The following is a 23,776-nucleotide window of genomic DNA, read 5'->3' as shown; positions in this document are numbered from 1 at the left end:
AAATACTAAGCAGAGGCCGACAAGGGCACGCCACCGAGGTTACAGGCATGGATATTGGATTACGCGTCAAACAAGTGCGCGAGCACTTCGCGCTGTCTCAACGCGAGCTGGCGAAACGGGCCGGCATGGCCAACGCCACCATCTCGCTGATAGAACAGAACCGGGTCAGCCCGTCCATCAGTTCGCTATTGAAGCTGATTCAGGGTTTCCCCATGACGCTGACCGAATTCCTGACCTTTGGCGAACCGCCGCCCAGCGACCCTTACACCTTCCGCCGCGAACAACAGCCGGATCTGGGCCGCGACGGCCTGAAGCTGCTGATCATCGGCGCGTCCAATCCCAATCGCCAGATGCGCATGCTGCGCGAGCTGTATTCGCCGGGCGCGGACACCGGCAAGGAAATGATCACCCATCCCGAGGGCGAGGAGTGCGGCGTAGTGGTGCGCGGCAGCGTGGAGCTGACCGTGGACGGCCACATCAGCATCCTCTCCGCCGGGGACGGCTATTACTTCCCCAGCACCCTGCCGCACAAATTCCGCAATATCGGGCCGGACGAGGCGGAGATCATCAGCGCCAACACCCCGGCCAACTTCTGATAATCCGTTTACGATCCGCTGCGCGTCGAGGACGCCTTACACGGTGAGTACCGCTTCGAAATGCTCATCTACCGTATGACCATTCCGCTGTCTCGGCCGCTTTCGCCTTAGCTCGCCTTGGCTCGCGAGATCGTAAACAGGCTCTAAGGCCGGGTCAGGCCCGGCCCATCCCCGCCAAAGCCTGCCGTCCCAGCCGCTGCGGCAGCAGGCTGCCGGCCACCATGCCGACAATGCTGAAACCCAGGCCCACCAGCTGCGGCGGCCAGAACGGATCCGCCGGGCCGAACCAGTCCAGCGCCAGCCAGCTGCCCAGGCCCAGCGCGATGGCCAGCAAGGCGCCCTGCGGCGTGGAGCGCTTCCAGAACAGGCCGGCGAACAGCGGCGCCACCGCCGACACCAGCGTCACCTTGTAGGCGTTGCCCACCATCTCGTAGATGGTGGCGTCGGACAAGAGCGCGAACACCGTGGTGACGATGGCCAGGCCCACCACGGTCAGCCGCATCGCCAGCAGGAACTGGCGGTCCGACATCACCGGGATGAAACGGCTGAGCACGTTCTCGGTAAAGGTCACCGACGGCGCCAGCAAGGTGCCGGACGCGGTGGACATGATGGCGGACAGCAGCGCGCCGAAGAACATCACCTGCGCGAACAGCGGCGTGCGCTCCAGGATCAGGCTGGGCAGAATCATCTGCGCGTCCTGCTGCATCCAGCGGCTCACCATGGTCGGGTCGATCAGCGTGGCGGCGAAGCCGATGAAGATGGGCAGCATGCAGAAGGTCAGGTACAGGCCGCCGCCGACGATGGACGCGCGCGCGGCGACGTTCTCGTTCTTGGCCGACATCACCCGCTGGAAAATATCCTGCTGCGGAATGGAGCCCAACATCATGGTCAGCAAGGCGCCGACGAAGCCGACCACGTCCTTGGGCGCCATGCTGGGAATCATGGTGAACTTGTCCTGCGCCGCCGCGTGCTGCAACACCTTGACCGGGCCGCCGGCCATGTCGCCGATCAGCCAGGTCAGATAAAGCAGGCCGGCGACGATCACCGTCATCTGGAAAAAGTCGGTCAGCGCCACCGACCACATGCCGCCGAACAGCGTGTACACCAGCACGATGCCCGCGCCCAGCAACATGCCGGCGTTGGCGCTGATCGCGCCCTGGGACAGCACGTTGAACACCACGCCCAGCGCGGTCAGCTGCGCCGCCACCCAACCCAGGTAGGAGGCGATGATGCACAGCGACACGAACAGCTCCACATTGCGGCCGAAGCGCTGCTTGTAGAAGTCGCCTATGGTCAGCAGATTGAGCCGGTACAGCGGCCGCGCGAACAACAGGCCCACCAGCACCAGGCACATCGAGGAGCCGAACGGGTCTTCGACGATGCCGGCGAAGCCCTTGTCGATGAAGGTGGCCGGAATGCCCAGCACCGCCTCCGAGCCGAACCAGGTGGCGAACACCATGGCGGTGACGATGGGAAACGGCAGGCTGCGGCCGGCCACGGCGAAATCGCGGGCGTTGCGCACCCGGGTGGCGGCGTAGAGGCCGATGCCCACGGACAGCAGCAGATAGACGACGACGAAGCCAATCAACATGGGAAGGATATTCCTCTTCTTCTGGCGGCGCGCGCACGCGCCAAAACGGCGGCCCAAAAGCAAGAGGCCGGCGGGGGTGCCTGACACCCCGCCAGCCTCTCTCAATTCCTGAAAACCCTGATATCTTGCCTTTGCCATCAAGGGTTTGGGGGGCGATGATAACGCAGCTTTTTCCCGCTGTGTACCCATCGCCGGGCAGTTTTTTCACACCCGCCCCAATTTGCCCGAATGTCATTGCCGGCGCGCCGCCGCCCGCCGGTATTTTCCGCCGCCCGCCCGTCGGCCAAGCCGGATTTCCGCGCCCGTTTTCAGCGGGCCGGACGGCCGGCGCTCAGTCCCCCCAGTCCTCGATGAACAGCGCCTCTTGCTCCACCTTGCACTGCTTCTCCTGCATCTCCATCGCCAGGCCGTGCAGCAAGGGCGGCAGGCCGCCGCCCATCAGGCGCGCCAGCTGCGCCTGCTCCGCCTCGCTCAAGGGCTGGGCGCCGTTGGCCAGGGTCAGTTGCTCCGGCTGCATCCGCCACGGCGACCACGGCCGTCCGGCCTGCTCCGCCACCTGGCCGGCGGCCATGGCGACGGCGATGCCGGACGGGGCCAGGTCGCAGGCGATCTGCACCGGCACCCGCAGCAGAGTCAATAAATGGCGCACCGCCTCGCGCCAGCGCTGATGCGGCTGGCCCGGCACCCAGATGGTCAGCACCGGCAGCGCCTGCTGGCTCAGCGTCTGAAACACGCTGAGATTCTCCACGATGCGCACGCTGCGGATCGCGCCCTCCACCGCGCTCACGCTCATCAAAGCCTCCGGCCCCAGGGCCACGCCTTGTTGCAGCAAGGCGGCGGACAGCAGGCACTGCTGCCCGGCCCACAGGCCCAGCGGCCCGGACAGGAAGACGTGCGGGGTGTGACGGGCGATGCCGCAGGCTTCCAGATCGATGCCGAATTCCGCCAGCCATTGCCGGTCCGCCGCGCCGAAGGCTTTGCTGCGCCCCAGCGCGCGCTGCGAAAACTGGCGCTCGGTGCCCCAGCAGCCGTCCAGCAGCCATTGGTCCAGCGCCTGGGCCAGCTTCAGCCGGCGCTCCAGCGTGGAGAATTGCAGATGCGGGCTCAGGCTTTCCGCCAAGCCCAACAGCAGCGGATGGCGCGGCTGCCAGCCGCGCCACAGCTCCACCACCTCGGTCTGGGGCCGCGCGTCGGCCATGCCCAGCAAATGGCGCAGGCCGTACATGTCCAGCCATTGCACCCAGAACGGTTCCAGCTGACTGAGGCGCAGGCCGGTTTCGGCGTGCAGCTCCACCTCGCACCAGCCGGCCTCCAAGAGCCGGCGCAGCAGGTTCGCCGCCAGAGCGTGACTGTCCGCCAGCGCGAGCAGGCTGCTCCAGCGCATGCGATTGCGGCGCGATTTGAGCCAGCCGTCCACCAGTTCCTGCTCCTCCTGGCTCAGCAACAGCGGCTGCGGCGCGGCCTGCGGCGTCAGCAGCAGATTATGGCCGCGCGCGCCCAGCGGGGTGCGGCGAACGGAATCGGGATCGATCTGGGACAACCAATGCGACATAGCGGGCGACTCGGTGAAAAGGCGGATGAGGAATAGACCATTTTTCCGCCAGAAATTCAATGCCGCGCCGCGTATCGGGAGCCGGCCCTCAAGCCGCTTGCCAGGCGATCACCCGGTCCCGGCCGCCGGCCTTGGCCTGGTACAAGGCCTGATCCGCCCGGTGAAAAGCCTGCTGCAGCCCGCCGTTCCCCACTTGGCAAACGCCGGCGCTGACCGTCACCTGGCCATGGGAAAAAGGCGCGGCGCGCACCTGCTGGCGGAAACACTCCAGCCGCGCCTGCCCCGCCGCGTCGCTGCGCGCCGCCAGCAGCACGCCGAACTCCTCGCCGCCGATGCGGCCGTAAATCTGATCGTGGAAGGTCTCGGCCAGCAAAGCGCTGACATCGCGTATCGTCTGATCCCCCACCGCGTGGCCGTGGGTGTCGTTGATGCACTTGAACAGATCGATATCGATGATGGCCAGATAGAAGGCGATGTCCTCGTGCCCCAGCGCGTATTCCGCCTGTTGCAAAAAGGAGCGCCGGTTGGGCAGGCTGCTCAGCGAATCGTAAAAGGCCTGCCGCCGCAGCTTGTTCAGCAGCAGGTGGTTGCTGCGCAGGGTCTGCACCACCTGCACATGCACCAAGACCATGCCGCCGATGATGAGGGCCAGAAAGCCGAAGCCGTAAATCGTCTGTTCGCCGCCCAAACGCAGAAACACCCGCGCCGGGTCGAACACCAGCAGCAGCAGCCCCCAGAAGCTCAAGGTGTGCCATACGCTGGACATGCTGATCGACATCACCAGCGCGGACACGCCCAGCGTCGGCAACAACAGGAATTCGCCGTAGCCGCCGGCATCCAGCGCGCGCTTCATCGCCAGGCAATAGCCAATGGCGAACAAGACCTGCCACAACAGCAGGGAACGGCCGCGCCGCGCCCAGATCTGCAGCAGGATCAGGCCGCCCAGGCCCAGGCCTACCGCCAGAAACAGCCATCCCGGCACCATGCCGCCGTACAGGCGGCGCACCAGCAGAAAGCCCAGCGCGGCCAACACCCCCACCCCCTGAAAGCCCAGGCTGCGCCATTGGAAGGCGTCGATCAGATAAGCGTCGAAATCTTGTTCCAGCGGCCGCACCGGCGCAGGTATCGTCATCGCATCATGCTCCCGCCCACACGCGTCTGACATCGCGTCTTGCTGTGGTATAGGCGCCTGGACCGCCCCCATGCAATCCTCTCCGGGGCCGGCTGGCCCCCCGCTCTCCCGGAGGCTATAATCGCCGCCTTCGACACCGCGCGGCTCCGGCCGCGCGCTTTGCTTTTTGTCTTCCATGGATTGGCCCGCACCCGATGTCCGCAGTCTGTCGCCGGCAGGACGCCATTGTCCTGCGCCCGATGCAAGTTCAAGATTTTCCCGCCGTGCTGCAAGTTCAGCAACACTGCTATCCGCCGTCGCTGATCGAGAGCCGGGACGCGCTGGCCTCGCGCCACCGCCTGTCGCCGGACACCTGTTGGGTGGCGGAGCGTCCCGGCCAGCTGCTGGGCTATGTGTTCGCCCATCCCTGGACCGCCGGCCGGCCGCCCAGCCTCAACCACCCGCTGGAGAGGCTGCCGGACGCGGTGGACACCCTGTTCATCCACGATCTGGCGCTGCATCCGGACGCGCGCGGCCACGGCCTGGGGCCGCGGCTGGTGCAAACCGTGCTGGGCCAGGGCCGGCGGCGCGGGCTGCGCCAGGCGCGGCTGGTGGCGGTTCAGGGCGCCGCGCGCTATTGGAAACGCTTTGGCTATCAGCCCTGCGCGCGCGACGATTACACCCGCCGGGCTTACGGCGAAGGCGCGGTCGGCATGCGGCGCTCCTTGTGAACGCAGGGTGAACGCGGGCCGCGTCGGCGCGCCAAAACGCCTATGCTGCAAGGAAGATTTGGCCAGCCCCATGGCCAAGCTATGATAGAATCGCGCGCAACGTATTCAATTCCTTATGAAAATACTCATAGTCGCCCTTTGCGCGGCATGGCTCGCCGCCCCGGCCCTGGCCGGCCGTTTGCTGCCGATGGAACTGAAGGCCGGCACGGTCCGCGCCGCTAACGACGCCACCATCGAGTTCGTCAAGAAAGACCGCTCCTTGCTGGAAAGTCTGCTCGGCATCTTCATCCGCTCCGAGCGCCAATTCCCGTTGGCGCCCGGTCTGCGCATCTTCGACGAGAACAACCGCTTCCTGCTGCGCGGCCAACTGGACAATCTGGAAGGCCGGCCGGTGGGGGTCACCTTCAATATGCAAGGCCAGATCAACCGGATCTGGGTGCTGCGCCCCGAGGAAGTGGACTTGCTGAAGCAAAGGGAAGCCGAAGCGGCCGCCCAGCCGTCCCAATAAACTCAGCCGCTCGCGGCGCGCTTGTCGGGTCCGGCCCGGCGGCGAACTGAAACACGCTGGAATCTAGCTGCAATGAAAAAGGTATACATCAAGACGTTCGGCTGCCAAATGAACGAGTACGACTCGGACAAAATGGCCGACGTGCTGTCCGACTCCGAAGGCATGATCAAGACGGACAAGCCGGAAGAAGCCGACATCATCCTGTTCAACACCTGTAGCGTGCGCGAAAAGGCGCAGGAAAAAGTGTTTTCGGACCTGGGCCGCATCCGTCCGCTGAAAGAGGCCAAGCCCGATCTGATCATCGGCGTCGGCGGCTGCGTGGCGTCGCAGGAAGGCGAAACCATCGTCAAGCGCGCGCCTTACGTCGACGTGGTGTTCGGCCCGCAAACCCTGCACCGCCTGCCGGACCTGATCAAATCGCGCCAATCCAGCGGCAACTCCCAGGTGGACATCTCCTTCCCGGAAATCGAGAAGTTCGACCACATCCCGCCGGCCAAGGTGGAGGGCGGCGCGGCTTACGTATCCATCATGGAAGGCTGTTCCAAGTATTGCTCCTTCTGCGTGGTGCCCTACACCCGCGGCGAGGAAGTCAGCCGCCCCTTCGACGACGTGCTGACCGAAATCGCCGGTCTGGCCGTCCAGGGCGTCAAGGAAATCACCCTGCTGGGCCAGAACGTCAACGCCTATCGCGGCATGATGGCCGACGGCGAAATCGCCGACTTCGCGCTGCTGCTGGAATACGTGCACGAAGTGCCGGGCGTGGAGCGCATCCGCTTCACCACCAGCCACCCGCGCGAGTTCAGCCAGCGCATCATCGATTGCTACGGCAAGCTGCCCAAGCTGGTGTCCCATCTGCACCTGCCGGTGCAAAGCGGCGCCGACCGCGTGCTGGCCGCGATGAAGCGCGGCTACACCGGCCTGGAGTACAAATCCATCATCCGCAAGCTGCGCGCGCTGCGGCCGGATCTGTGTCTGTCGTCCGACTTCATCGTCGGCTTCCCCGGCGAGACCGAGGCCGACTTCGAACAGACGCTGAAGCTGGTCAAGGACATGGAAGTCGACTTCAGCTATGTGTTCATCTACAGCCCGCGTCCGGGCACGCCGGCGTCCAATCTGCCGGACGACACCCCGCACGCGGAAAAAGTGCGCCGGCTGGAAGCCCTGAACGAGGTGATCGAGGCCAAGGGCTTCGCCATCAACCAGGCGATGGTGGGCACGGTGCAGCGCGTGCTGGTGGAAAGCGTGTCCAAGAAAGACGCCGCCATGCTGGCGGCGCGCACCGCCAACAACCGCGTGGTCAACTTCGCCGGCCACCCGCGCCTGCTCAATCAGATGATCGATCTGCGCATCACCGAAGCCCGCCCCCACTCGCTGGTGGGCGAGGCGCTGATCGCGGAAACCGCCTGAGCATGACGCCCGTCCGCCATTTTTTCGCGCCGGCCGCCGCGGGCCGGCGTATGCTTGGCGCTTTCCCTTCACGCTGACGCCGCCATGTTCATTGTTTCGCTAAGCTACATCGCCCCGCTGTCCGACATCGACGCGCAGCTGGAAGCGCACGTCGCCTGGCTGCGGCAGGGCTACGCCGCCGGCCTGCTGCTGGCCTCCGGCCGCAAGACGCCGCGCACCGGCGGCGTGATCCTGGCGCGCGGCGAACGCGCCGAGCTGGAAGCGCTGCTGGCGCGCGACCCCTTCGCCGTCGCCGGCCTCGCCCGCTACGAAATCACCGAGTTCCACGCCAGCATGAGCGCGCCGGAACTGGATTGTCTGCGGAACATTTAATGAGCGCCGCAGCCCTAACCCTTGTCCATCGGCCATCCCGCCCCGCGGCGGGCCGCCGACAACGACCCAGACTACGAGCCGCATGACTACATCGCACGCCGAACCCCTGAGCTTCAACCCTGTCGACAATGAACGGCTGGCCCGCCTGTGCGGCCCGCTGGACGAAAACCTGAAACAGATAGAAACCGGCCTGGACGTGACGGTGCAGCGCCGCGGCGAAAGTTTCCGCGTCCAGGGCGAACAGGCCAAGACCGCGGTGGAGGCGCTGACCCGGCTCTATCTGCTGGCGGAAAAACAGGAGCTGTCGATAGACGACGTGCAACTGTGCCTGGTGGAACTGCGCCGCCACGCGCCCCACGGCGCCGCGGCCGCGACCGACGACGAAGACGCGCCGGTGCTGGTGACCCGCCGCGGCGATCTGCGCGGCCGCACGCCGCGCCAGAGCCGCTACATCAAGGCCATCCAGCAACACGACATCACCTTCGGCATCGGCCCGGCCGGCACCGGCAAGACCTATCTGGCGGTGGGCTGCGCGGTGGACGCGATGGAGCGCGACGCGGTCAAGCGCATCGTGCTGGTGCGCCCGGCGGTGGAGGCCGGCGAGAAGCTGGGCTTCCTGCCCGGCGACCTGGCGCAGAAAGTGGACCCGTATCTGCGGCCGCTGTACGACGCGCTGTACGATCTGATGGGTTTCGACCGCGTGACCCGGCTGTTCGAAAAGAACCTGATCGAGATCGCGCCGCTGGCCTATATGCGCGGCCGCACGCTGAACAACGCCTTCATCATTCTGGACGAGGCGCAGAACACCACGCCGGAGCAGATGAAAATGTTCCTGACCCGCATCGGCTTCGGCTCCAAGGCGGTGATCACCGGCGACGTGACCCAGATCGATCTGGCCCGCCATCAGAAAAGCGGCCTGGTCGAAGTGGAACGCATCCTGGACAAGGTCCGCGGCATCCATTTCCACCATTTCCAGAGCGACGACGTGGTGCGCCACCCGCTGGTGCAGAAAATCGTCGACGCCTACGACCAATACCAAAGCAAGCAAGATGAAAAGAGCCAAGCGTAACCCGCTGCTGGCGCGGCTGGCCGCGCGCCTGGAACTGAGCCTGGACGTGCGCAGTCAAACCGCCGCGCTGCCGCGGCCCGCCGATCTGCGCCGCTGGAGCCAGGCGGCGCTGCAAGCCGGCGTCAAACAGGCCCAGGTCAGCATCCTGATCGTGGATGCCGACGAAGGCCGCCAAATGAACCATGACTACCGCGGCAAGGACTACGCCACCAATGTGCTGAGCTTCGCCCTCAACGAGGGCGAGCCGGTGCCCGGCCTGCCCTTGATCGGCGATCTGGTGCTGTGCGCGCCGGTGGTGGAAAAAGAGGCGGCCGAGCAAAACAAGCCGCTGCAAGCGCATTACGCCCACCTGTTGGTGCACGGCATGCTGCACCTGCAAGGCTTTGACCACGAACAAGACGACGAAGCCGAAACCATGGAGGCGCTTGAAACCGTCATCATGCAGAGGCTAGGATATCCCGACCCTTATCGAGAGGAGCAGTTCTAAGAAATGGAAGACCCCAGTAAACCGCGGCCGACTTGGCTGGAACGCCTGTCCACCATGTTGCTGCGCGAGCCGGAAGATCGCGAAGAGTTGATCGAGCTCTTGCACAACGCCTTCGAGCGCAATCTGCTGGACGCGGAAGCGCTCGGCATGATCGAGGGCGTGCTGGAAGTCAGCGAGCTGACCGTGCGCGACGTGATGATTCCGCGCAGCCAGATGAACGTGATCAGCTGCGACGACCCGATCACCCGCTTCCTGCCGATGGTGATCGACTCCGGACACTCGCGTTTTCCGGTGATAGGCGACAGCAAGGACGACGTGCTGGGCATTCTGTTGGCCAAGGAACTGTTGCGCTATTTCCACGCGCCGGCCAGCTTCGACTTGAAGGCGGTGCTGCGCCCGGCGGTGTTCGTGCCGGAGTCCAAGCCGCTGAACGTGCTGCTGCGCGATTTCCGCGCCACCCACAATCACATGGCGGTGGTGGTGGACGAATACGGCGGCGTGTCCGGCCTGGTGACCATCGAGGACGTGATCGAGCAGATCGTCGGCGACATCGAGGACGAATACGACACCGAGGACGACGAGGAAGACATCCTGCCGGTGCGCGGCCATCAACGCTACCGAGTCAAGGCGCTGACCGAGATCGAGGACTTCAATCATTACTTTGAAACCGATTTCGAAGACGACGACGTCGACACCGTCGGCGGCCTGGTGATCTCGCTGACCGGCCACCTGCCCAAGCGCGGCGAGGCGGTGGAAGCCGCCGGCCTGCGCTTCACCGTGCTGCGCGCCGACAACCGCCGCGTCGACACCCTGCTGGTGGAGCGGATTCAGGCCGGGGAAACCAGCGAGGTCTGAGAAGCGGCGCGCCTTCCGCTTCGCGGCGGAGGCCTGGCTTGAGCACGGCTGAGAAACGCCCATGCGCCGCCTGCGCATTGCGCTTTCCCAGCCGTTTCGGCCTTGTCTCGCCCACGCTCGCAAGAGCGTGAACAGACGCTGAACGCCGCTGCCGGAAGCCGGCGGCCGGATTGGGCTTGGAGCCCGCGCCGCCCGCTCCTAAGATGAAGATCAGCTATTTGACAATCCGTCGGCCGGCTTTTGCCGGCCGGCTTCGCCTGATGCCTACCATGCGCACTTTACTGGTCCTGCTGGCAGCCGCCTTGGCTGGCAGCCTCACACTGTTCGCCTTCGCCCCCTATCGGCTATTCTGGATCATGCCGCTGTCTTTGGCGGCGCTGGCCGACCTGACTCAACGCCACCCGCAGCGCGCGTTCTGGATCGGCTATGTCTGGGGTCTGGCCGCCTACACCAGCAACTTCAACTGGATCTACAACAGCCTGCACGACGTGGCCGGCCTGCCGGCCTGGATCGCCCTGCCGCTGGTGCTCTTGCTGCCGGCCTATCTGGCGCTCTACCCGGGCCTCGCGATGTGGCTGAGCGCCCGCGTCACCGCCAAGCCGTGGCAGCGCTGGCTGCTGGCCTTCCCGGCGCTGTGGGAACTGGGGGAATGGCTGCGCGGCTGGGTGCTGACCGGCTTCCCCTGGGCCGCCGCCGGCTACTCGCAGATCACGGAAAGCCCGCTGGCCGGCTATACGCCGCTGGGCGGCTCCCACCTGGTCACCTACCTGGTGGCGCTGTCCGCCGGCGCGCTGGCCTTGATGGTCCACAGCGGCTGGAAGATGCGCGCCGGCCTGCTGGTCGCCGCGCTGGCGGTGTGGGGCAACGGCTTCTGGCTCAAGAGCGTGGAATGGACCCAGCCGCAGGGCAAGCCGATCAGCGTGGCGCTGGCCCAGGGCAATATCGCTCAGGAACTGAAATGGTCGCCGGAAAACCTGGAAGAATCGCTGCGCGTGTATTACCAGCAAGTGGCCACCACCCGCGCCGACCTGATGCTGCTGCCGGAAACCGCGCTGCCGCTCTTCCTCGACGACCTGCCGTCCGGCTATCTGAGCATGATGGAAGGCCAGGCCCAACGCGCCGGCATGGCGCTGGCCACCGGCGTGCCGCGCCGCACCAACGACGGCCGCGGTTATTTGAACGCGGTGGTGGCGCTGACCACGCCGGGCCGGCCCTTCTTCGCCAAAGACCATCTGGTGCCCTTTGGCGAGTTCATCCCGGTGCCCGGCCTGATCGGCTGGATCTACCAGTTCATGAATATGCCGATGTCCGGCTTCAGCAGCGGCGGCGCCAATCAGCCGCCGCTGGCGCTGGCCGGCGAGAAGATCGCCTTCAACGTCTGCTACGAGGACAGCTTCGGCGAAGAGCTGACAGGCCCGGCCTCCCAGGCCAGCATCATGGCCAACGTCAGCAATCTGGCCTGGTTCGGTAAGAGCGTGGCGATGAGCCAGCACCTGCAGCTGTCCCAGGCCCGCGCGATGGAAAACGGCCGCTACATGCTGCGCGCCACCAATAACGGCATGACCGCCATCATCCGCCCGGACGGCGAAATCGCCGCGGTGGCCGCGCCCTACACCCGCCAGGTGCTGCAGGGCTTCGCCCAGGGCCGCCAGGGGCTGACGCCCTATATGCGCCACGGCAATATGCCGGTCTTGATAGGCTGCGCGGCGCTGCTGCTGCTGGCCATGCTGCTGGGCCGCAAACACCGGCCTTGAACGGTCCCTCCCCTTGCTAACGCGCGATGTTTCCACACAGGAACATCGCGCGTTTTGACATTCGGCCCCGGATTCCCGATCATCATTCGCCGGCGACGCGAAACCGGTCCCGTACCGGACACACACCAAGAAACGACGCGCCGCCTCTACAAGGGAAACACCATGAACGAGAGAAAACTGGAAGCCGGGATCGTCACCAACTTTTCCGAGCGCATGAGCTACGGCGGCTATCTATGCCTGGACGAGCTGCTGGCCTGTCAGAAACCGCTGTCCAACCCGCCGCATCACGACGAGTTGCTGTTCGTGATCCAGCATCAGACATCGGAATTGTGGATGAAGCTGATGCTGCACGAGCTGCAGGCCGCGGTGCGCTTCGTCCAGCAGGACACGCTGGGCCCCAGCTTCAAATGCCTGGCGCGGGTCAAACAGATCCAGCGTCTGCTGTTCGAGCAATGGGCGGTGCTGGAAACGCTGACGCCGTCGGAATACATGGAATTCCGCGACGTGCTGGGCAATTCCTCCGGCTTCCAGTCGCATCAATACCGCTCCATCGAATTCCTGCTGGGCAACAAGAACCAGGCGATGCTGAACGTGTTCGCCCATGAAGCGGACAAACACGCTTCGCTGAAGGCCATCCTGGACGCGCCCAGTCTGTACGACGAATTCCTGCGCCATCTGGCGCGGCGCGGCCTGCCGGTGCCGGCCTCCAGCCTGGAACGCGACTGGTCGCAGCCCTATCAGCGCAACCCGGAACTGATCCCGCTGTTCAAATTGATCTACGACCAGCCCCAGCAGCACTGGGAAGCCTATGAGATGGCGGAAAAACTGGTGGACGTGGAGGAATACTTCCACCTGTGGCGCTTCCGGCACATGAAGACGGTGGAGCGGGTGATCGGCTTCAAGCAGGGCACCGGCGGCTCCAGCGGCGTGCGCTTCCTCAAGCAGGCGCTGGAGCTGACTTTCTTCCCGGAGTTGCTGGACGTGCGCACCGAGATCGGCCGCTAAGAACCTGCTTACGATCGGCTGCGCGTCGTGACGCGTTGCACGGTGAGTACCGCTTCGAAACGCTCATGCAGTAAACCTGCATTCGGCGTTCTCAGCGGTTTTCACCTTATCTCGCTCTCGCCCGCGAGATTTCGAATCGGCTCTAAGACCGCCTAGCGCGCCGCCGGCTCAACAGCGGAAGCGCGACACCAGCCCGCGCAGATTGCCGGCCAGCTGGTTCATGTCCGCCAGCGCCGCCGAAGCGGTGGACGCCGCCTGCGCGTTCTTGCTGGAGCTCATTGCGATCTGTTCAACGTACTGGGCGATGTCCTGGCTGGCGGTGCCCTGCTCCTTCAGCGCGTGGGAAATATCGTTGACCACGCCCAGCACCCCGCCGGCGCTCTGACGGATCTCGCCCACCGCCTCGCCGCCCTGCTCGGCCAGTTCCAGGCCGTTCTTGGCGCGCCGCACCGCCTCTTCCATCGAACCGTGAGACTGGGTGGAGCTTTGTTGGATCTCGGCGATCATGCCGGCGATCTCCTCGGTGGCCTGGGCGGTGCGTTCGGACAGCTTGCGCACCTCGTCCGCCACCACCGCGAAGCCGCGGCCCTGCTCGCCGGCGCGCGCCGCCTCGATCGCCGCGTTCAACGCCAGAAGATTGGTCTGATCGGCGATGTCCTTGATCACCTGCATGATGCCGGAGATCACTTGCGCCTTGTCCACCAGCTCGTTGATGGTGCCGGCGGCCAATTCCACCGATTCATTGATGCGGCGCATTTCCGCCACCGCGCGCGAAATCACCTCGCTGCCCTGCTGCGACGATTCGCCGGATTGCTCGGACAGATTGCGGGCGTCCTGAGCGCGGTCGGAAATATGGTTGATGCTGACGGTCAGTTCTTCGATCGACGCCGCCATCGAGGTGGCCGCCTCGCTTTGCTTCTCCGAACCGTTGGCCACTTCGCTGGCGTGGCTGCTGACGTCGGCGCTCATCTCCGACACCCGGCTGGCCGCGGCGGCGATGTCGCCCACCAGCTGCCGCAACTGCCCCTGCATGCCGGCCACATTGGCCAGCAGGCTGTCGCGGTCGCCGGCTTTCACCGGCACGTCCATATCCAGCTGTCCGGCGGCGATGCGTTTGACGATGTCCACGGTGACCGCCGGCTCGCCGCCCAGCTGGCCCAGCACGCTGCGCATGATGTAGCCGCCGAGACCGGCCAGCAGCAGCAGGATCACGCCGACTTCCAGCGCCAGGTTGAACAGCGATTTGTGATAGGCGGCCGCCACATCGTCCAGATAGATGCCGGTGCCCAGCACCCAGCCCCAGCCGGGCGAGGTCATCAAATAGGATATCTTGGGCTGCGGCGCGTCGAAGCCCGGCTTGTCCCAGACATAAGCGGCATAACCCTTGCCGCCGCCGGCGCTCAGCGCCTGGTCGAACAACTGGCCCATGTCCTGGCCGCTGCCCTCCTTGACCCCGTGCAGATTCTTGCCGATCAAGGCCGGCTTCACGCCGTGGGCGACATAGGTCAGGCCCTTGTCGAAGGCGAAGAAATATTCGCGCTCGTCGTAACGCATGCTGCTCAGCGCCGCCGCCGCCAGTTGCTTGGCCTGCGGCTCGCTCATCTTGCCGTCCGCCGCCATCTTCTCGTAGGACGTCACCAAGGCCGCCGCCGATTCCACCAGATTGCGCGTCTTGTCCTTGCGGTCCAGCAACATGGTGTCCCGCTCGCGCATCACCGACAACACGCCTATCGCCGTCACCAGCAGGGCCATCGCCACCAAAAGCAGCAGCAAACGGCCGCGCAGGCTCATTGTTGTTTTGTTCATTTCCATCTCCCCACACCTTGTTAGCTTATTCTAGACAGCGCTGATCGCTCTTTTTATGCGATTAATCCCAGTTTGATACATTTCGATGAAAAATATCAACAGCATAAAAAAAACCCGGATCGCTCCGGGTTTCAACTGAACGCGAGCACGCGTCCAGAGTCGTCATTCCATCCTTACTTCATCGTCGGCATCACGAATTCGGCGGTCATCTTGGCCGGCCAGCGGCTGGTCACCGTCTTCATCCGGGTATAGAAGCGCACGCCTTCCGGGCCGTGCATATGATGGTCGCCGAACAGCGAAGCCTTCCAGCCGCCAAAGCTGTGGAAGGCCATCGGCACCGGGATCGGCACATTGATGCCCACCATGCCCACCTGGATGCGGTGGCTGAATTCGCGCGCGGCGCCGCCGGAGCGGGTGAAAATACTGGTGCCGTTGGCGAAGGGATGGGCGTTGATCAGGCTGACCGCGCTGTCGAAGTCCGGCACCCGCACCACCGCCAGCACCGGCCCGAAGATTTCCTCCTTGTAGATGGTCATCTCCGGCGTCACATGGTCGAACAGGCAGCCGCCCAGGAAAAACCCGTCCTCGTGGCCGGGATGGCGGTAGCCGCGGCCGTCCACCACCAGCTGCGCGCCTTCGGCCACGCCCTGATCGACATAGCCCGTCACCTTGTCCAAGTGCTGGCGCGTCACCAGCGGCCCCATTTCCGCCGCCGCGTCGTCGCCCACGCCTATCTTCAGACTGCGCGCGCGCTCGGCCAGCCGCTCCACCAGCGCGTCGCCGATGTCGCCCACCGCCAGCACCACCGAGATCGCCATGCAACGCTCGCCGGCCGAGCCGTAAGCGGCCCCGATCAAGGCCTCCACCGCGCCGTCCAGATCCGCGTCCGGCATCACCACCAGGTGGTTCTTGGCGCCGCCCAGCGCCTGCACCCGCTTGCCATGGCGCGCGCCGGTTTCGTAGATGTACTGGGCAATCGGCGTGGAGCCGACGAAGCTGAGCGCGGCGATGTCGGGATGGGCGAGCAAGGCGTCCACCGCCTGCTTGTCGCCGTGCACCACGCTGAACACGCCGGCCGGCAGGCCGGCCTGCTGCAACAGATCGGCCAGCAGCAGCGCGGCGGACGGGTCGCGCTCGGACGGCTTGAGAATGAAGCAGTTGCCGCAGGCCAAGGCCACCGGGAACATCCACAGCGGCACCATGGCCGGGAAGTTGAACGGGGTGATGCCGGCCACCACGCCCAGCGGCTGACGCATGGAATGGCTGTCGATGCCGCCGCCCACCTGTTCGGTGAACTCGCCCTTCAGCAACTGCGGAATGCCGCAGGCGAACTCCACCACTTCCAGGCCGCGGGCGACTTCGCCGATGGCGTCGGACACCACCTTGCCGTGCTCGCTGGAAATCAGCGCCGCCAAGCGCTGCTGATTCTGCTCCAGCAGCTCCTTGAACTTGAACATCACCCGCGCCCGCTTCAGCGGCGAGGTTTCCGCCCAGGCCGGAAAGGCCTTGCGCGCCGCCGCCACCGCGGCCTGCACCTCGTCCGGGCTCGCCAGCGGCACGCGGGCGGCGACGCTGCCCAGCGCCGGGTTGTAGACATCGCCAAAGCGGCCGCTCCGGCCTTCGCAGCGTTCGCCGCCGATGTAATGAGGAATGGTTTGCATCTTATGTTCCGATTCGAATGAGTTGAGTATTCGGCGCCGCGCTTACTCGCAGGCGCGCAAGGCGGAGGCGATGGTGTCGAACAGCCGGTCGATCTCGTGCTTTTCGATGATCAAGGGCGGCGACACCGCCAGGATGTCGCCGGTAAAGCGCACCAGCACGCCTTGTTCCCAGCACTTGAGGAAGACGTCGAAACCGCGCTGCCCGGCCGCGCCGGGGCGGCTGTCCATTTCGATGCCGGCCACCAGGCCGAGGTTGCGGATGTCCTTGACGTAGGGCTGGCCGCGCAAGGCGTGCGCGCGCTCCTCGAAATAAGCGGACAAGCCGGCGGCGCGCTCGAACAATTGCTCCTCGCGGTACAGGTCCAGCGAGGCGATCGCCGCGGCGCAGGCCAGCGGATGGGCGGAATAGGTGTAGCCGTGGGGGAACTCGATCATGCGCTCGCCGGCGGCGGCCATGAAGGCGTCGTGGATCTCCGGCTTCACCAGCAGCGCGCCCATAGGCACCACGCCGTTGGTCAGGCCCTTGGCGCAGGTGATGATGTCCGGCAGCACGCCGAACTTGTTGGCCGCCCAATCCGCGCCCAGGCGTCCGAAGCCGGTGATCACCTCGTCGAAGATCAGCAGGATGCCGTAGCGGTCGCAGATTTCGCGCAGGCGCCGCAAATAGCCCTTGGGCGGGATCAGCACGCCGGTGGAGCCGGCCATCGGCTCGACGATGACGGCGGCGATGGTGGACGGGTCGTGCAGGGTCAGGATGCGCGCTTCCAGTTCGTCGGCGAACTCGGCGCCGTGCTCCGGCTCGCCGCGGCTGAAGGCGTTGCGCGCAAGATCATGGGTGCTGCGCAAATGGTCCACCGCCGGCAGGGACACCGGAAAGTGTTTGCGGTTGCCGGCCATGCCGCCCACCGAGACGCCGCCGAAGTTGACGCCGTGATAGCCGCGCTCGCGGCCGATCAGCTTGACGCGGGCGGCGTCGCCGCGCACGCGGTGATAGGCCACCGCCATCTTCAGCGCGGTGTCCACCGCCTCCGAGCCGGAGCCGACGAAGAAGGCCTTGCTCAAGCCCTTGGGCGCCATCGCCACCAGCTTGTCGGCGGCCTCGAAGGCCTTGGGGTGCGCCATCTGGAACGGCGGCGCGTAATCCAGCGTCGCCACCTGGCGCTGCACCGCCTCGACGATGGGCTTGCGGTTGTGGCCGGCGGTCACGCACCACAGGCCGGCGCTGCCGTCCAGGATCTGGCGGCCTTGGTCGTCGGTGTAATACATGCCGTCGGCGCTCACCAGCATGCGCGGAGCGCTCTTGAACTGGCGGTTGGCGGTGAAGGGCATCCAGAACGCGTCCATCTGCGGCTGATTCATCGTTGTCTCCCCTGGCTCTTGGCCGAATGATGACAACTAATCTAGCGGCTGCACCAATACAATTACAGGTACAGTTTGCGCGGATTTGCCCAATCCCGTACCGGCCAAATCGCCAATACAGTCCAAGACCATGAAAAAACCCGGCCGCAGCCGGGTTTTCTGTGTCGCGTCAGCTCGCTTAAACGCGGAAGCTGGAGAACAACTGGCGCATATCCTTGGCCGCCTGCGACAAATCGTTCAAGGTGTCGTGCACGGTCTGCAGGGCACCGTCGCTGTCGACGATGCGGCCGTTGATCTGCTCGGTGCTCTGCGCGATCAAGGTGGTGGCCTTGTGCTGCTCGCTGGTGGACAAGGTGATCTCGTTCATCTTGGCCATCACTTCCTGCATCGCCTGCTGGATCTGCTCGATGCGCTGCACCGCGCTGTCGGTCAGTTCCACGCCGTCGTCCACCGAGCTGACGGTGCGCTGCATATTGGTCACCGCCTGGCTGGTTTCCTCGCGGATGGTACTGACCATGCTGGAAATCTCCACCGTGGCCTGGCCGGTGCGCTCGGCCAGTTTGCGCACTTCGTCCGCCACCACCGCGAAGCCGCGGCCCATTTCGCCGGCGCGCGCCGCTTCGATCGCCGCGTTCAAGGCCAAGAGGTTGGTCTGATCGGCAATGTCCTTGATCACATTGGTGATGCCGCTGATTTGCTGCGAGCGTTGATCCAGCGACACCAACATGCCGGACAAGCCCTTCACCGCCTCCACCGTGCTGTTCATCTCGCGGGAGATGCGCTGCATTTCGTCGGCGCTTTCGCTGGACACGGTGCCGGTGTGGTTGACCAGCGAATCCGCCTCGCGCGCGGCGTCGGCGATATGGGAGATGCTGACGGTGATTTCCTCCAGCGTCGCGGCGTTGGAGCTGGACACGTCGGAAATCTGCCGGGAATCGCGCGCCACCTGATCCACCGTGGTGGCCACGCTCTGCACGCCGTTGGTGACGTTTTCCGCCTCGGTGCGCACCGCCACGAACATGCTTTGCAAACGATGGATGAAGCTGTTGAACGCGGTCGCGGTTTCGGCGATCTCATCCTGGCCCTGCACCTCGATGCGTCGGGTCAAATCGCCCTCGCCCTTGGAGATCTCCAGCATCGCGTTGCGCAAACGGCCCAAGCCGGCCAACATTTTGCTCAGCATCACGCTGGCCACCGGGATCAGCACCACCACGCACAGCGCGCCCAGGCCCACCACGGTCAGCAGCAGTTTTTCCAGCGGCTCGCTGACCACGGACTTGTCTATCATCACGCCCAGCAGCCAGTTGGTGCCCTCCACCGGGTCCACCTGCACCAGCTTGGTTTCGCCGTTGACCTCGATCTCCTCCATCGCGCTGCTGGTGGACAGCTGCACCAGCTTCTCGCCGGTCAGCGCCGGTACTTTCTCCGCCAGAGGCTTCAGCGTCAGCGTGGTGTCCGGATGGGCGATCACCTTGCCGGCCTTGTCCACCAGGAAGGCGTAGCCGTTGCCGCGCAGCTTGGCGGACAGCACGGTTTTGACCAAGTCGTCGATGAAGATGTCGCCGCCCACCACCGCTTTCAGCGTGGAGCCGTCGAACACCGGCGACACGAAGGTCACCACCAGTTTCTTGGTGTCGAAGTCTACATAGGGATCGGACACGCCCGGCTTGCCGCTGGCCTGCGCCTGCTGATACCAGGGCCGCGCCACCGGGTCGTAGCCCGCCGGCTGCGGCTTGAAGTCGGAACGGATCATCTTGTGATCGGCGGTGCCGATATAGGTCATATCGTAGCCGCCGGCCTGGCTCAGGCGCGCCAGCATCGGCATGGGCTCGGGCGTGCCCACCACCGGGTTGCCGGCGATCACCACCTTGACCTTGCTGCCGTACCAATCCTTGACCAGGTTGGCGTAGCCGCGCGAGGTGCTGGACAACTCGTTATCCACGCCCTGGACAATCTCGTTGCGCATCTGGGTGTAGACCAGGGTCGTAATGATGGCGCCCAGCAGAACCAGCAGCACCGCAATGAATACAATCAACTTTACACGCAAAGAGCGCATTTCCGTCCTCCATCCCCAATTCGACTTGGCTTGCCGCGATTGCTTGTCAATTCACGACAAAGCGCTGTTATGATCATTCTCGATGCCGGTAGGCTCTGTTCTTGTCTTAGCCGTTTCGCCTGCAAAGCTCAACAAAAAACATACAGATTGGCGGCTGCAACATGCCATCCGGCTTATGACGAGATATTTATCACAAGCTGTTCTCAACGGACAGGCCCAATATCAATGATGCTCAATTAACGCGCAATGGCCAGCCTGAATCTTATGCCCGCGGAAGGCATTACCCTGGTGGAAAATATAGTCAATTCAGCTATTTCCGCCATTCAATGCGGTCAGTGGCGCAAAGGCGCAAAAATCCCATCTATTCGCAGAATGGCCGGGGAGCTGGGCGTCAGTCCCTTCACCGTGGTCGAGGCCTACGATAGGCTGGTGACCTTGGGCTATCTGGCGGCGCGGCCGGGCTCCGGCTTTTACGTGGAGGGAAGGCGGGAAAGCCGGCCGCCCGATCTGCCCGCCGCGCCGCGCGTCTGGCCGGTGGACGAATACTGGCTGCTGCGCAAGATTTACCAGCAGGACGCCAACACCCTGTTCGCGGGCTGCGGCTGGCTGCCCTCGCACTGGTACGACGCCGAGGCCCAGCAAAAAGCGCTGCGGCAGCTGGCCCGCGACGCCGTCGCCGCGCCCGGCTACGGCGACCCCAAGGGCTTTCTGCCCTTGCGCGAGCATTTGGCGGACCGGCTGGCCGAGCGCGGCATCCCCGCCCGAGCCGACGACATCGCGCTGACCCAGGGCGCCAGCCGCGCGCTGGACATGGCCGCCTGCGCGCTGCTGCAGGCCGGGGACACCGTGCTGGTGGACGATCCCGGCTATTGCAATCTGCTGTCCTGCCTGGCGTTTCGCGAGTTCAAGCTGGTGCCGGTGCCCTGGACCGAGCACGGCCCCGACTTGGAACATCTGCGCGCGCTGCTGCTCCAGCATCGGCCGCGCGCCTTCTTCACCAATCCCTGGCTGCAAAACCCCACCGGTGCCAGCTACTCGCCGTCGGTCGCCCACCAGGTGCTGCGCCTGGCCGAGGAGCACGATTTCCTGATCGTGGAGGACAATGTGTCCGCGGACTTCGCCGGCGGCCGCCAACCCGCGCTGGCGGCGCTGGACGGCCTCAAACGCGTGCTCTACATCGACAGCTTCTCCAAATCGCTGTCGCCGGGACTGCGCGTCGGCTATCTATGCGGCCCGTCCGATCTGCTCGAACGCATCGTCCATTACAAGATGATGTCCGGACTGACCTCGCCGGAATTGAACGAGAGGCTGGCGCTGGAACTGGTGTCCGAGGGCCGCTACCGCCGCCAACTGGAACGGCTGCGCGCGCGCTTGTCCGAGGCTCAGGCCCAATGCCAGCAGCTGTTTCTGGAACACGGCTGGCAGTTGTTCGCGCGGCCGTCCAACGGCCTGTTTCTGCTGGCGCGCCCGCCCGGGGAGCTGGACGCCAGACGCTTGGCCGAGCAGGCCCAGCAACACAAAATCCTGCTCGCGCCCGGCCATCTGTTCCGCGCCTACGGCATGCCCTCGGATTGGCTGCGCTTCAACGTCGCTTTCAGCCAGGATCGTAGGCTGTGGGATTTTCTGAGTTGCCCGCCGCAGTGATACCATGCCCTGACCACAGCTTAGCGGAGCCCTCCATGCAACTTGTCGAAATGTTCGTCCATCCGTTGAAATCCTGTCGCGGCCTGTCCTACAGCCGCGCCTTCGCCGGCAAGCAGGGCTTGCTGCACGACCGCGAATGGCTGCTGGCCGGCGACAACGGCCGCTTCTTCACCGCCCGCTCCCACCCGCAGCTGGTGCGCGTGGAGGTGGACCTGATTCCCGGCGGCGCCCTGTTCAAATTTCCGGGCAAGGCGCCGGTGCTGGCGATGAGCACCCAATACCAGCAAGAAGCGCCGGCTACGGTATGGAAGGACAACTTCGCCGCCTATCACGGCGACGCCGCCGTCGATCTCTGGTTCAGCGAGGTGCTGGGCGAGCCCTGCCAGTTGCTGTGGCTGGGCATGCGCTCCAATCGCCGACTGAAGGACAGCGAGCACGCGATGTCCTTCGCCGACGGCTACCCCTATCTGCTGGTGAACCAGGCCTCGCTGGACGCGCTCAACGACGAGCTGGACCAGCCGGTATCGCTGCGCCACTTCCGCCCCAATCTGGTGGTCAGCGGCGATTACGCCTGGGAAGAGGACGATTGGAAGGTGGTCCAGATCGGCGAGGTGGTGTTCGACGTCGCCAAGCCCTGCTCGCGCTGCGTGCTGACCACGGTGGATCCGGATACCGGGATCAAATCGCCGGAACAGCAGCCGCTGCGCACCCTGGTCAGCATTCGCACCTTGCCGGAAGGCGTCTGCTTCGGCGTCAACCTGGTGCCGCGTAATGAAGGCTTGCTGGAATTGGGCGCCGAGTTCAGCGTGCTGGAAACCCGCTACGAGTTCTGATTGTCCAACGCCGGTCCGCCGGCGTTTTTACCGCTTTATGCTGAATAGATTAATGAATCTGCAAGACCTACTCGATCAAATCCACGGCGAAGTCCTCGCCTATTACGGCCAGGGCCGCGTCGCCGATTACATCCCGGCGCTGGCCGAAGTGCCGCCCCGCCAGTTCGGCATGGCCGTCACCACTCTGGACGGCCGGCACTACCGTTGCGGAGACGCCGCCGTCCCCTTCTCCATCCAGAGCATTTCCAAGGCCTTCATGCTGGCGCTGACGCTGGAGGCGGACGGCGACGCCCTGTGGAGCCATGTCGGCAAGGAGCCGTCCGGCAACCCGTTCAACTCGCTGGTACAGCTGGAGTACGAGGACGGCGTGCCGCGCAATCCCTTCATCAACGCAGGCGCCCTCGTGGTGACCGACCGCGCCGTCAGCCATTTTGAAGACGCCCACGGCGCGCTGCTGGCCCGCCTGCGGCAGGAGTCCGGCAACGCCACCTTGTGCGGCAACGCCCGCGTCGCCGAATCCGAACGCGCCCACGGCCACCGCAACGCGGCGCTGGCCCACTTCATGAAAAGCTACGACAACCTCGACAACGAGGTGGAGACCGTGCTGCAGCAATACTTCAACAGCTGCAGCATCGCGATGAACTGTGTGGAACTGGCCAATGCCGGGCTCTTTCTCGCCAACCGCGGCATTACCCGCGACGGCCGGCAATCGCTGAGCCGCAGCCAGGCCAAGCAGATCAACGCGGTGATGCTGACCTGCGGCACTTACGACGCCGCCGGCGAATTCGCCTACCGCGTGGGCCTGCCGGTGAAAAGCGGGGTTGGCGGCGGCATGCTCGCCATCATCCCCGGCAAGATGAGCATCGCCGTATGGAGCCCGGAACTGGACGGCAAGGGCAACTCGGTGTTGGGCCTGGAAGCGCTGGATCGCTTCACCACGCGTACCGGCTTATCGATTTTTTAAGCGCGGGCCTTTATAAAAGCCCACAAAGAAAAACCCGCTCTAGGTTATTCCCCCCAGGTAGGGATACATAGTTAGGGTCTTTTTAGGCAAATTTCTCACCGACACCCCTCTCTGAGGGGTATTTTTTCGCACCGCTACATACAAAGCTATACCCTGATTTGACATAGTATGTAAAAAGAACCCGGTTCTATGCACGACCGCTCTGATCTATAAGTCAGGGTCAGACCCACTCCCAACTCGTTGCCCGCCCAGTACGGTCAGTTGGCTGACTAGCCTGATTGCCTTCCACTACTGCCCTTAATCTTTCTGACAGGCATCTGACGAGAGCGCTTTGACCTTTGGCGTCGTTGCTACGCTTGCGTGTGTGCTGTATAACGTCTGCCCGCTAGCGCCTCATAACTTCTCGATTGGAGCA

Annotated in this window: 20 protein-coding genes; 13 read left to right on the top strand and 7 right to left on the bottom strand. The window is 64.7% G+C overall.

Annotated elements, in window-relative coordinates; genetic code table 11:
* Positions 1–47 precede the first annotated feature (47 nt).
* Entirely contained in the window at positions 48–596 is a 549-nt protein-coding gene (locus tag JC616_RS02855; RefSeq protein ID WP_107797945.1) for a cupin domain-containing protein, read from the top strand.
* Positions 597–750: 154 nt separating this feature from the next.
* Here JC616_RS02855 and JC616_RS02850 read toward each other — a convergent pair whose 3' ends face one another.
* The 3 genes from JC616_RS02850 to JC616_RS02840 all read right to left on the bottom strand — a co-directional run bounded on the left by JC616_RS02850 (position 751) and on the right by JC616_RS02840 (position 4,871).
* A complete protein-coding gene (locus JC616_RS02850; protein ID WP_227106598.1) occupies positions 751–2,187 on the bottom strand; it encodes a sodium:solute symporter family protein in 1,437 nt (478 codons plus the stop codon).
* 331 nt (positions 2,188–2,518) lie between these two features.
* The gene (locus JC616_RS02845) at positions 2,519–3,739 is read right to left on the bottom strand and encodes a DUF2399 domain-containing protein (protein ID WP_227106597.1); all 1,221 of its coding nucleotides are present in this window, start codon (positions 3,737–3,739) and stop codon (positions 2,519–2,521) included.
* An 88-nt stretch (positions 3,740–3,827) separates the two neighbouring features.
* The gene (locus JC616_RS02840) at positions 3,828–4,871 is read right to left on the bottom strand and encodes a GGDEF domain-containing protein (RefSeq protein ID WP_227106596.1); all 1,044 of its coding nucleotides are present in this window, start codon (positions 4,869–4,871) and stop codon (positions 3,828–3,830) included.
* 194 nt (positions 4,872–5,065) lie between these two features.
* Between JC616_RS02840 and JC616_RS02835 the strand changes: the two genes are divergently transcribed.
* The 9 genes from JC616_RS02835 (at position 5,066) to kynA (ending at position 13,038) form a co-directional block, all read left to right on the top strand.
* Positions 5,066–5,581 carry a GNAT family N-acetyltransferase gene (locus JC616_RS02835; protein WP_227106595.1) on the top strand — a complete coding sequence of 172 codons (516 nt, stop codon included), beginning with the start codon at positions 5,066–5,068 and terminating at the stop codon, positions 5,579–5,581.
* A gap of 115 nt (positions 5,582–5,696) precedes the next feature.
* The gene (locus JC616_RS02830) at positions 5,697–6,089 is read left to right on the top strand and encodes a hypothetical protein (protein WP_107797941.1); all 393 of its coding nucleotides are present in this window, start codon (positions 5,697–5,699) and stop codon (positions 6,087–6,089) included.
* Positions 6,090–6,161: 72 nt separating this feature from the next.
* Complete coding sequence (gene miaB, locus JC616_RS02825; protein ID WP_107797940.1) at positions 6,162–7,496, top strand: tRNA (N6-isopentenyl adenosine(37)-C2)-methylthiotransferase MiaB; 1,335 nt, start codon at positions 6,162–6,164, stop codon at positions 7,494–7,496.
* Between the two features lie 84 nt (positions 7,497–7,580).
* Positions 7,581–7,868 (top strand): YciI family protein, encoded by a 288-nt coding sequence (locus JC616_RS02820; protein ID WP_107797939.1) that lies wholly within the window; start codon positions 7,581–7,583, stop codon positions 7,866–7,868.
* Positions 7,869–7,950: 82 nt separating this feature from the next.
* On the top strand, positions 7,951–8,937 hold the full coding sequence (locus JC616_RS02815) for a PhoH family protein (RefSeq protein WP_107797938.1): 987 nt from the start codon (positions 7,951–7,953) through the stop codon (positions 8,935–8,937).
* On the top strand, positions 8,918–9,424 hold the full coding sequence (ybeY, locus tag JC616_RS02810; protein ID WP_107797937.1) for an rRNA maturation RNase YbeY: 507 nt from the start codon (positions 8,918–8,920) through the stop codon (positions 9,422–9,424). Before JC616_RS02815 ends, ybeY begins: the two co-directional genes overlap by 20 nt.
* 3 nt (positions 9,425–9,427) lie before the next feature.
* The gene (locus JC616_RS02805; RefSeq protein WP_019102982.1) at positions 9,428–10,279 is read left to right on the top strand and encodes an HlyC/CorC family transporter; all 852 of its coding nucleotides are present in this window, start codon (positions 9,428–9,430) and stop codon (positions 10,277–10,279) included.
* A 269-nt stretch (positions 10,280–10,548) separates the two neighbouring features.
* A complete protein-coding gene (lnt, locus tag JC616_RS02800) occupies positions 10,549–12,033 on the top strand; it encodes an apolipoprotein N-acyltransferase (RefSeq protein WP_227106594.1) in 1,485 nt (494 codons plus the stop codon).
* Between the two features lie 162 nt (positions 12,034–12,195).
* Positions 12,196–13,038 (top strand): tryptophan 2,3-dioxygenase, encoded by an 843-nt coding sequence (gene kynA, locus JC616_RS02795; protein WP_227106592.1) that lies wholly within the window; start codon positions 12,196–12,198, stop codon positions 13,036–13,038.
* Between the two features lie 168 nt (positions 13,039–13,206).
* Here the strand turns inward: kynA and JC616_RS02790 are convergent, their stop codons facing one another.
* The 4 genes from JC616_RS02790 to JC616_RS02775 form a co-directional block, all read right to left on the bottom strand.
* A complete protein-coding gene (locus JC616_RS02790; RefSeq protein ID WP_107797935.1) occupies positions 13,207–14,844 on the bottom strand; it encodes a methyl-accepting chemotaxis protein in 1,638 nt (545 codons plus the stop codon).
* A 173-nt stretch (positions 14,845–15,017) separates the two neighbouring features.
* Positions 15,018–16,505: a CoA-acylating methylmalonate-semialdehyde dehydrogenase gene (locus JC616_RS02785; protein ID WP_227106590.1), complete on the bottom strand. Its 1,488-nt coding sequence runs from the start codon at positions 16,503–16,505 to the stop codon at positions 15,018–15,020.
* A 42-nt stretch (positions 16,506–16,547) separates the two neighbouring features.
* Complete coding sequence (locus JC616_RS02780; protein WP_227106588.1) at positions 16,548–17,864, bottom strand: aspartate aminotransferase family protein; 1,317 nt, start codon at positions 17,862–17,864, stop codon at positions 16,548–16,550.
* Between the two features lie 178 nt (positions 17,865–18,042).
* Complete coding sequence (locus JC616_RS02775) at positions 18,043–19,899, bottom strand: methyl-accepting chemotaxis protein (RefSeq protein ID WP_227106585.1); 1,857 nt, start codon at positions 19,897–19,899, stop codon at positions 18,043–18,045.
* 267 nt (positions 19,900–20,166) lie between these two features.
* Here JC616_RS02775 and JC616_RS02770 point away from each other — a divergent pair, with 267 nt between their 5' ends.
* Genes JC616_RS02770 through JC616_RS02760 form a run of 3 tightly spaced genes read left to right on the top strand, consistent with a single transcriptional unit; the run spans position 20,167 to position 23,361 of the window.
* Complete coding sequence (locus JC616_RS02770) at positions 20,167–21,564, top strand: aminotransferase-like domain-containing protein (RefSeq protein WP_107797932.1); 1,398 nt, start codon at positions 20,167–20,169, stop codon at positions 21,562–21,564.
* 35 nt (positions 21,565–21,599) lie between these two features.
* On the top strand, positions 21,600–22,397 hold the full coding sequence (locus tag JC616_RS02765; RefSeq protein WP_107797931.1) for an MOSC domain-containing protein: 798 nt from the start codon (positions 21,600–21,602) through the stop codon (positions 22,395–22,397).
* Between the two features lie 52 nt (positions 22,398–22,449).
* Complete coding sequence (locus JC616_RS02760; RefSeq protein ID WP_227106583.1) at positions 22,450–23,361, top strand: glutaminase; 912 nt, start codon at positions 22,450–22,452, stop codon at positions 23,359–23,361.
* Positions 23,362–23,776: the final 415 nt, after the last annotated feature.

This window comes from Chromobacterium rhizoryzae, assembly GCF_020544465.1.
GTDB lineage: Bacteria > Pseudomonadota > Gammaproteobacteria > Burkholderiales > Chromobacteriaceae > Chromobacterium.
This window is presented reverse-complemented; position numbering and strand designations above follow the sequence as displayed.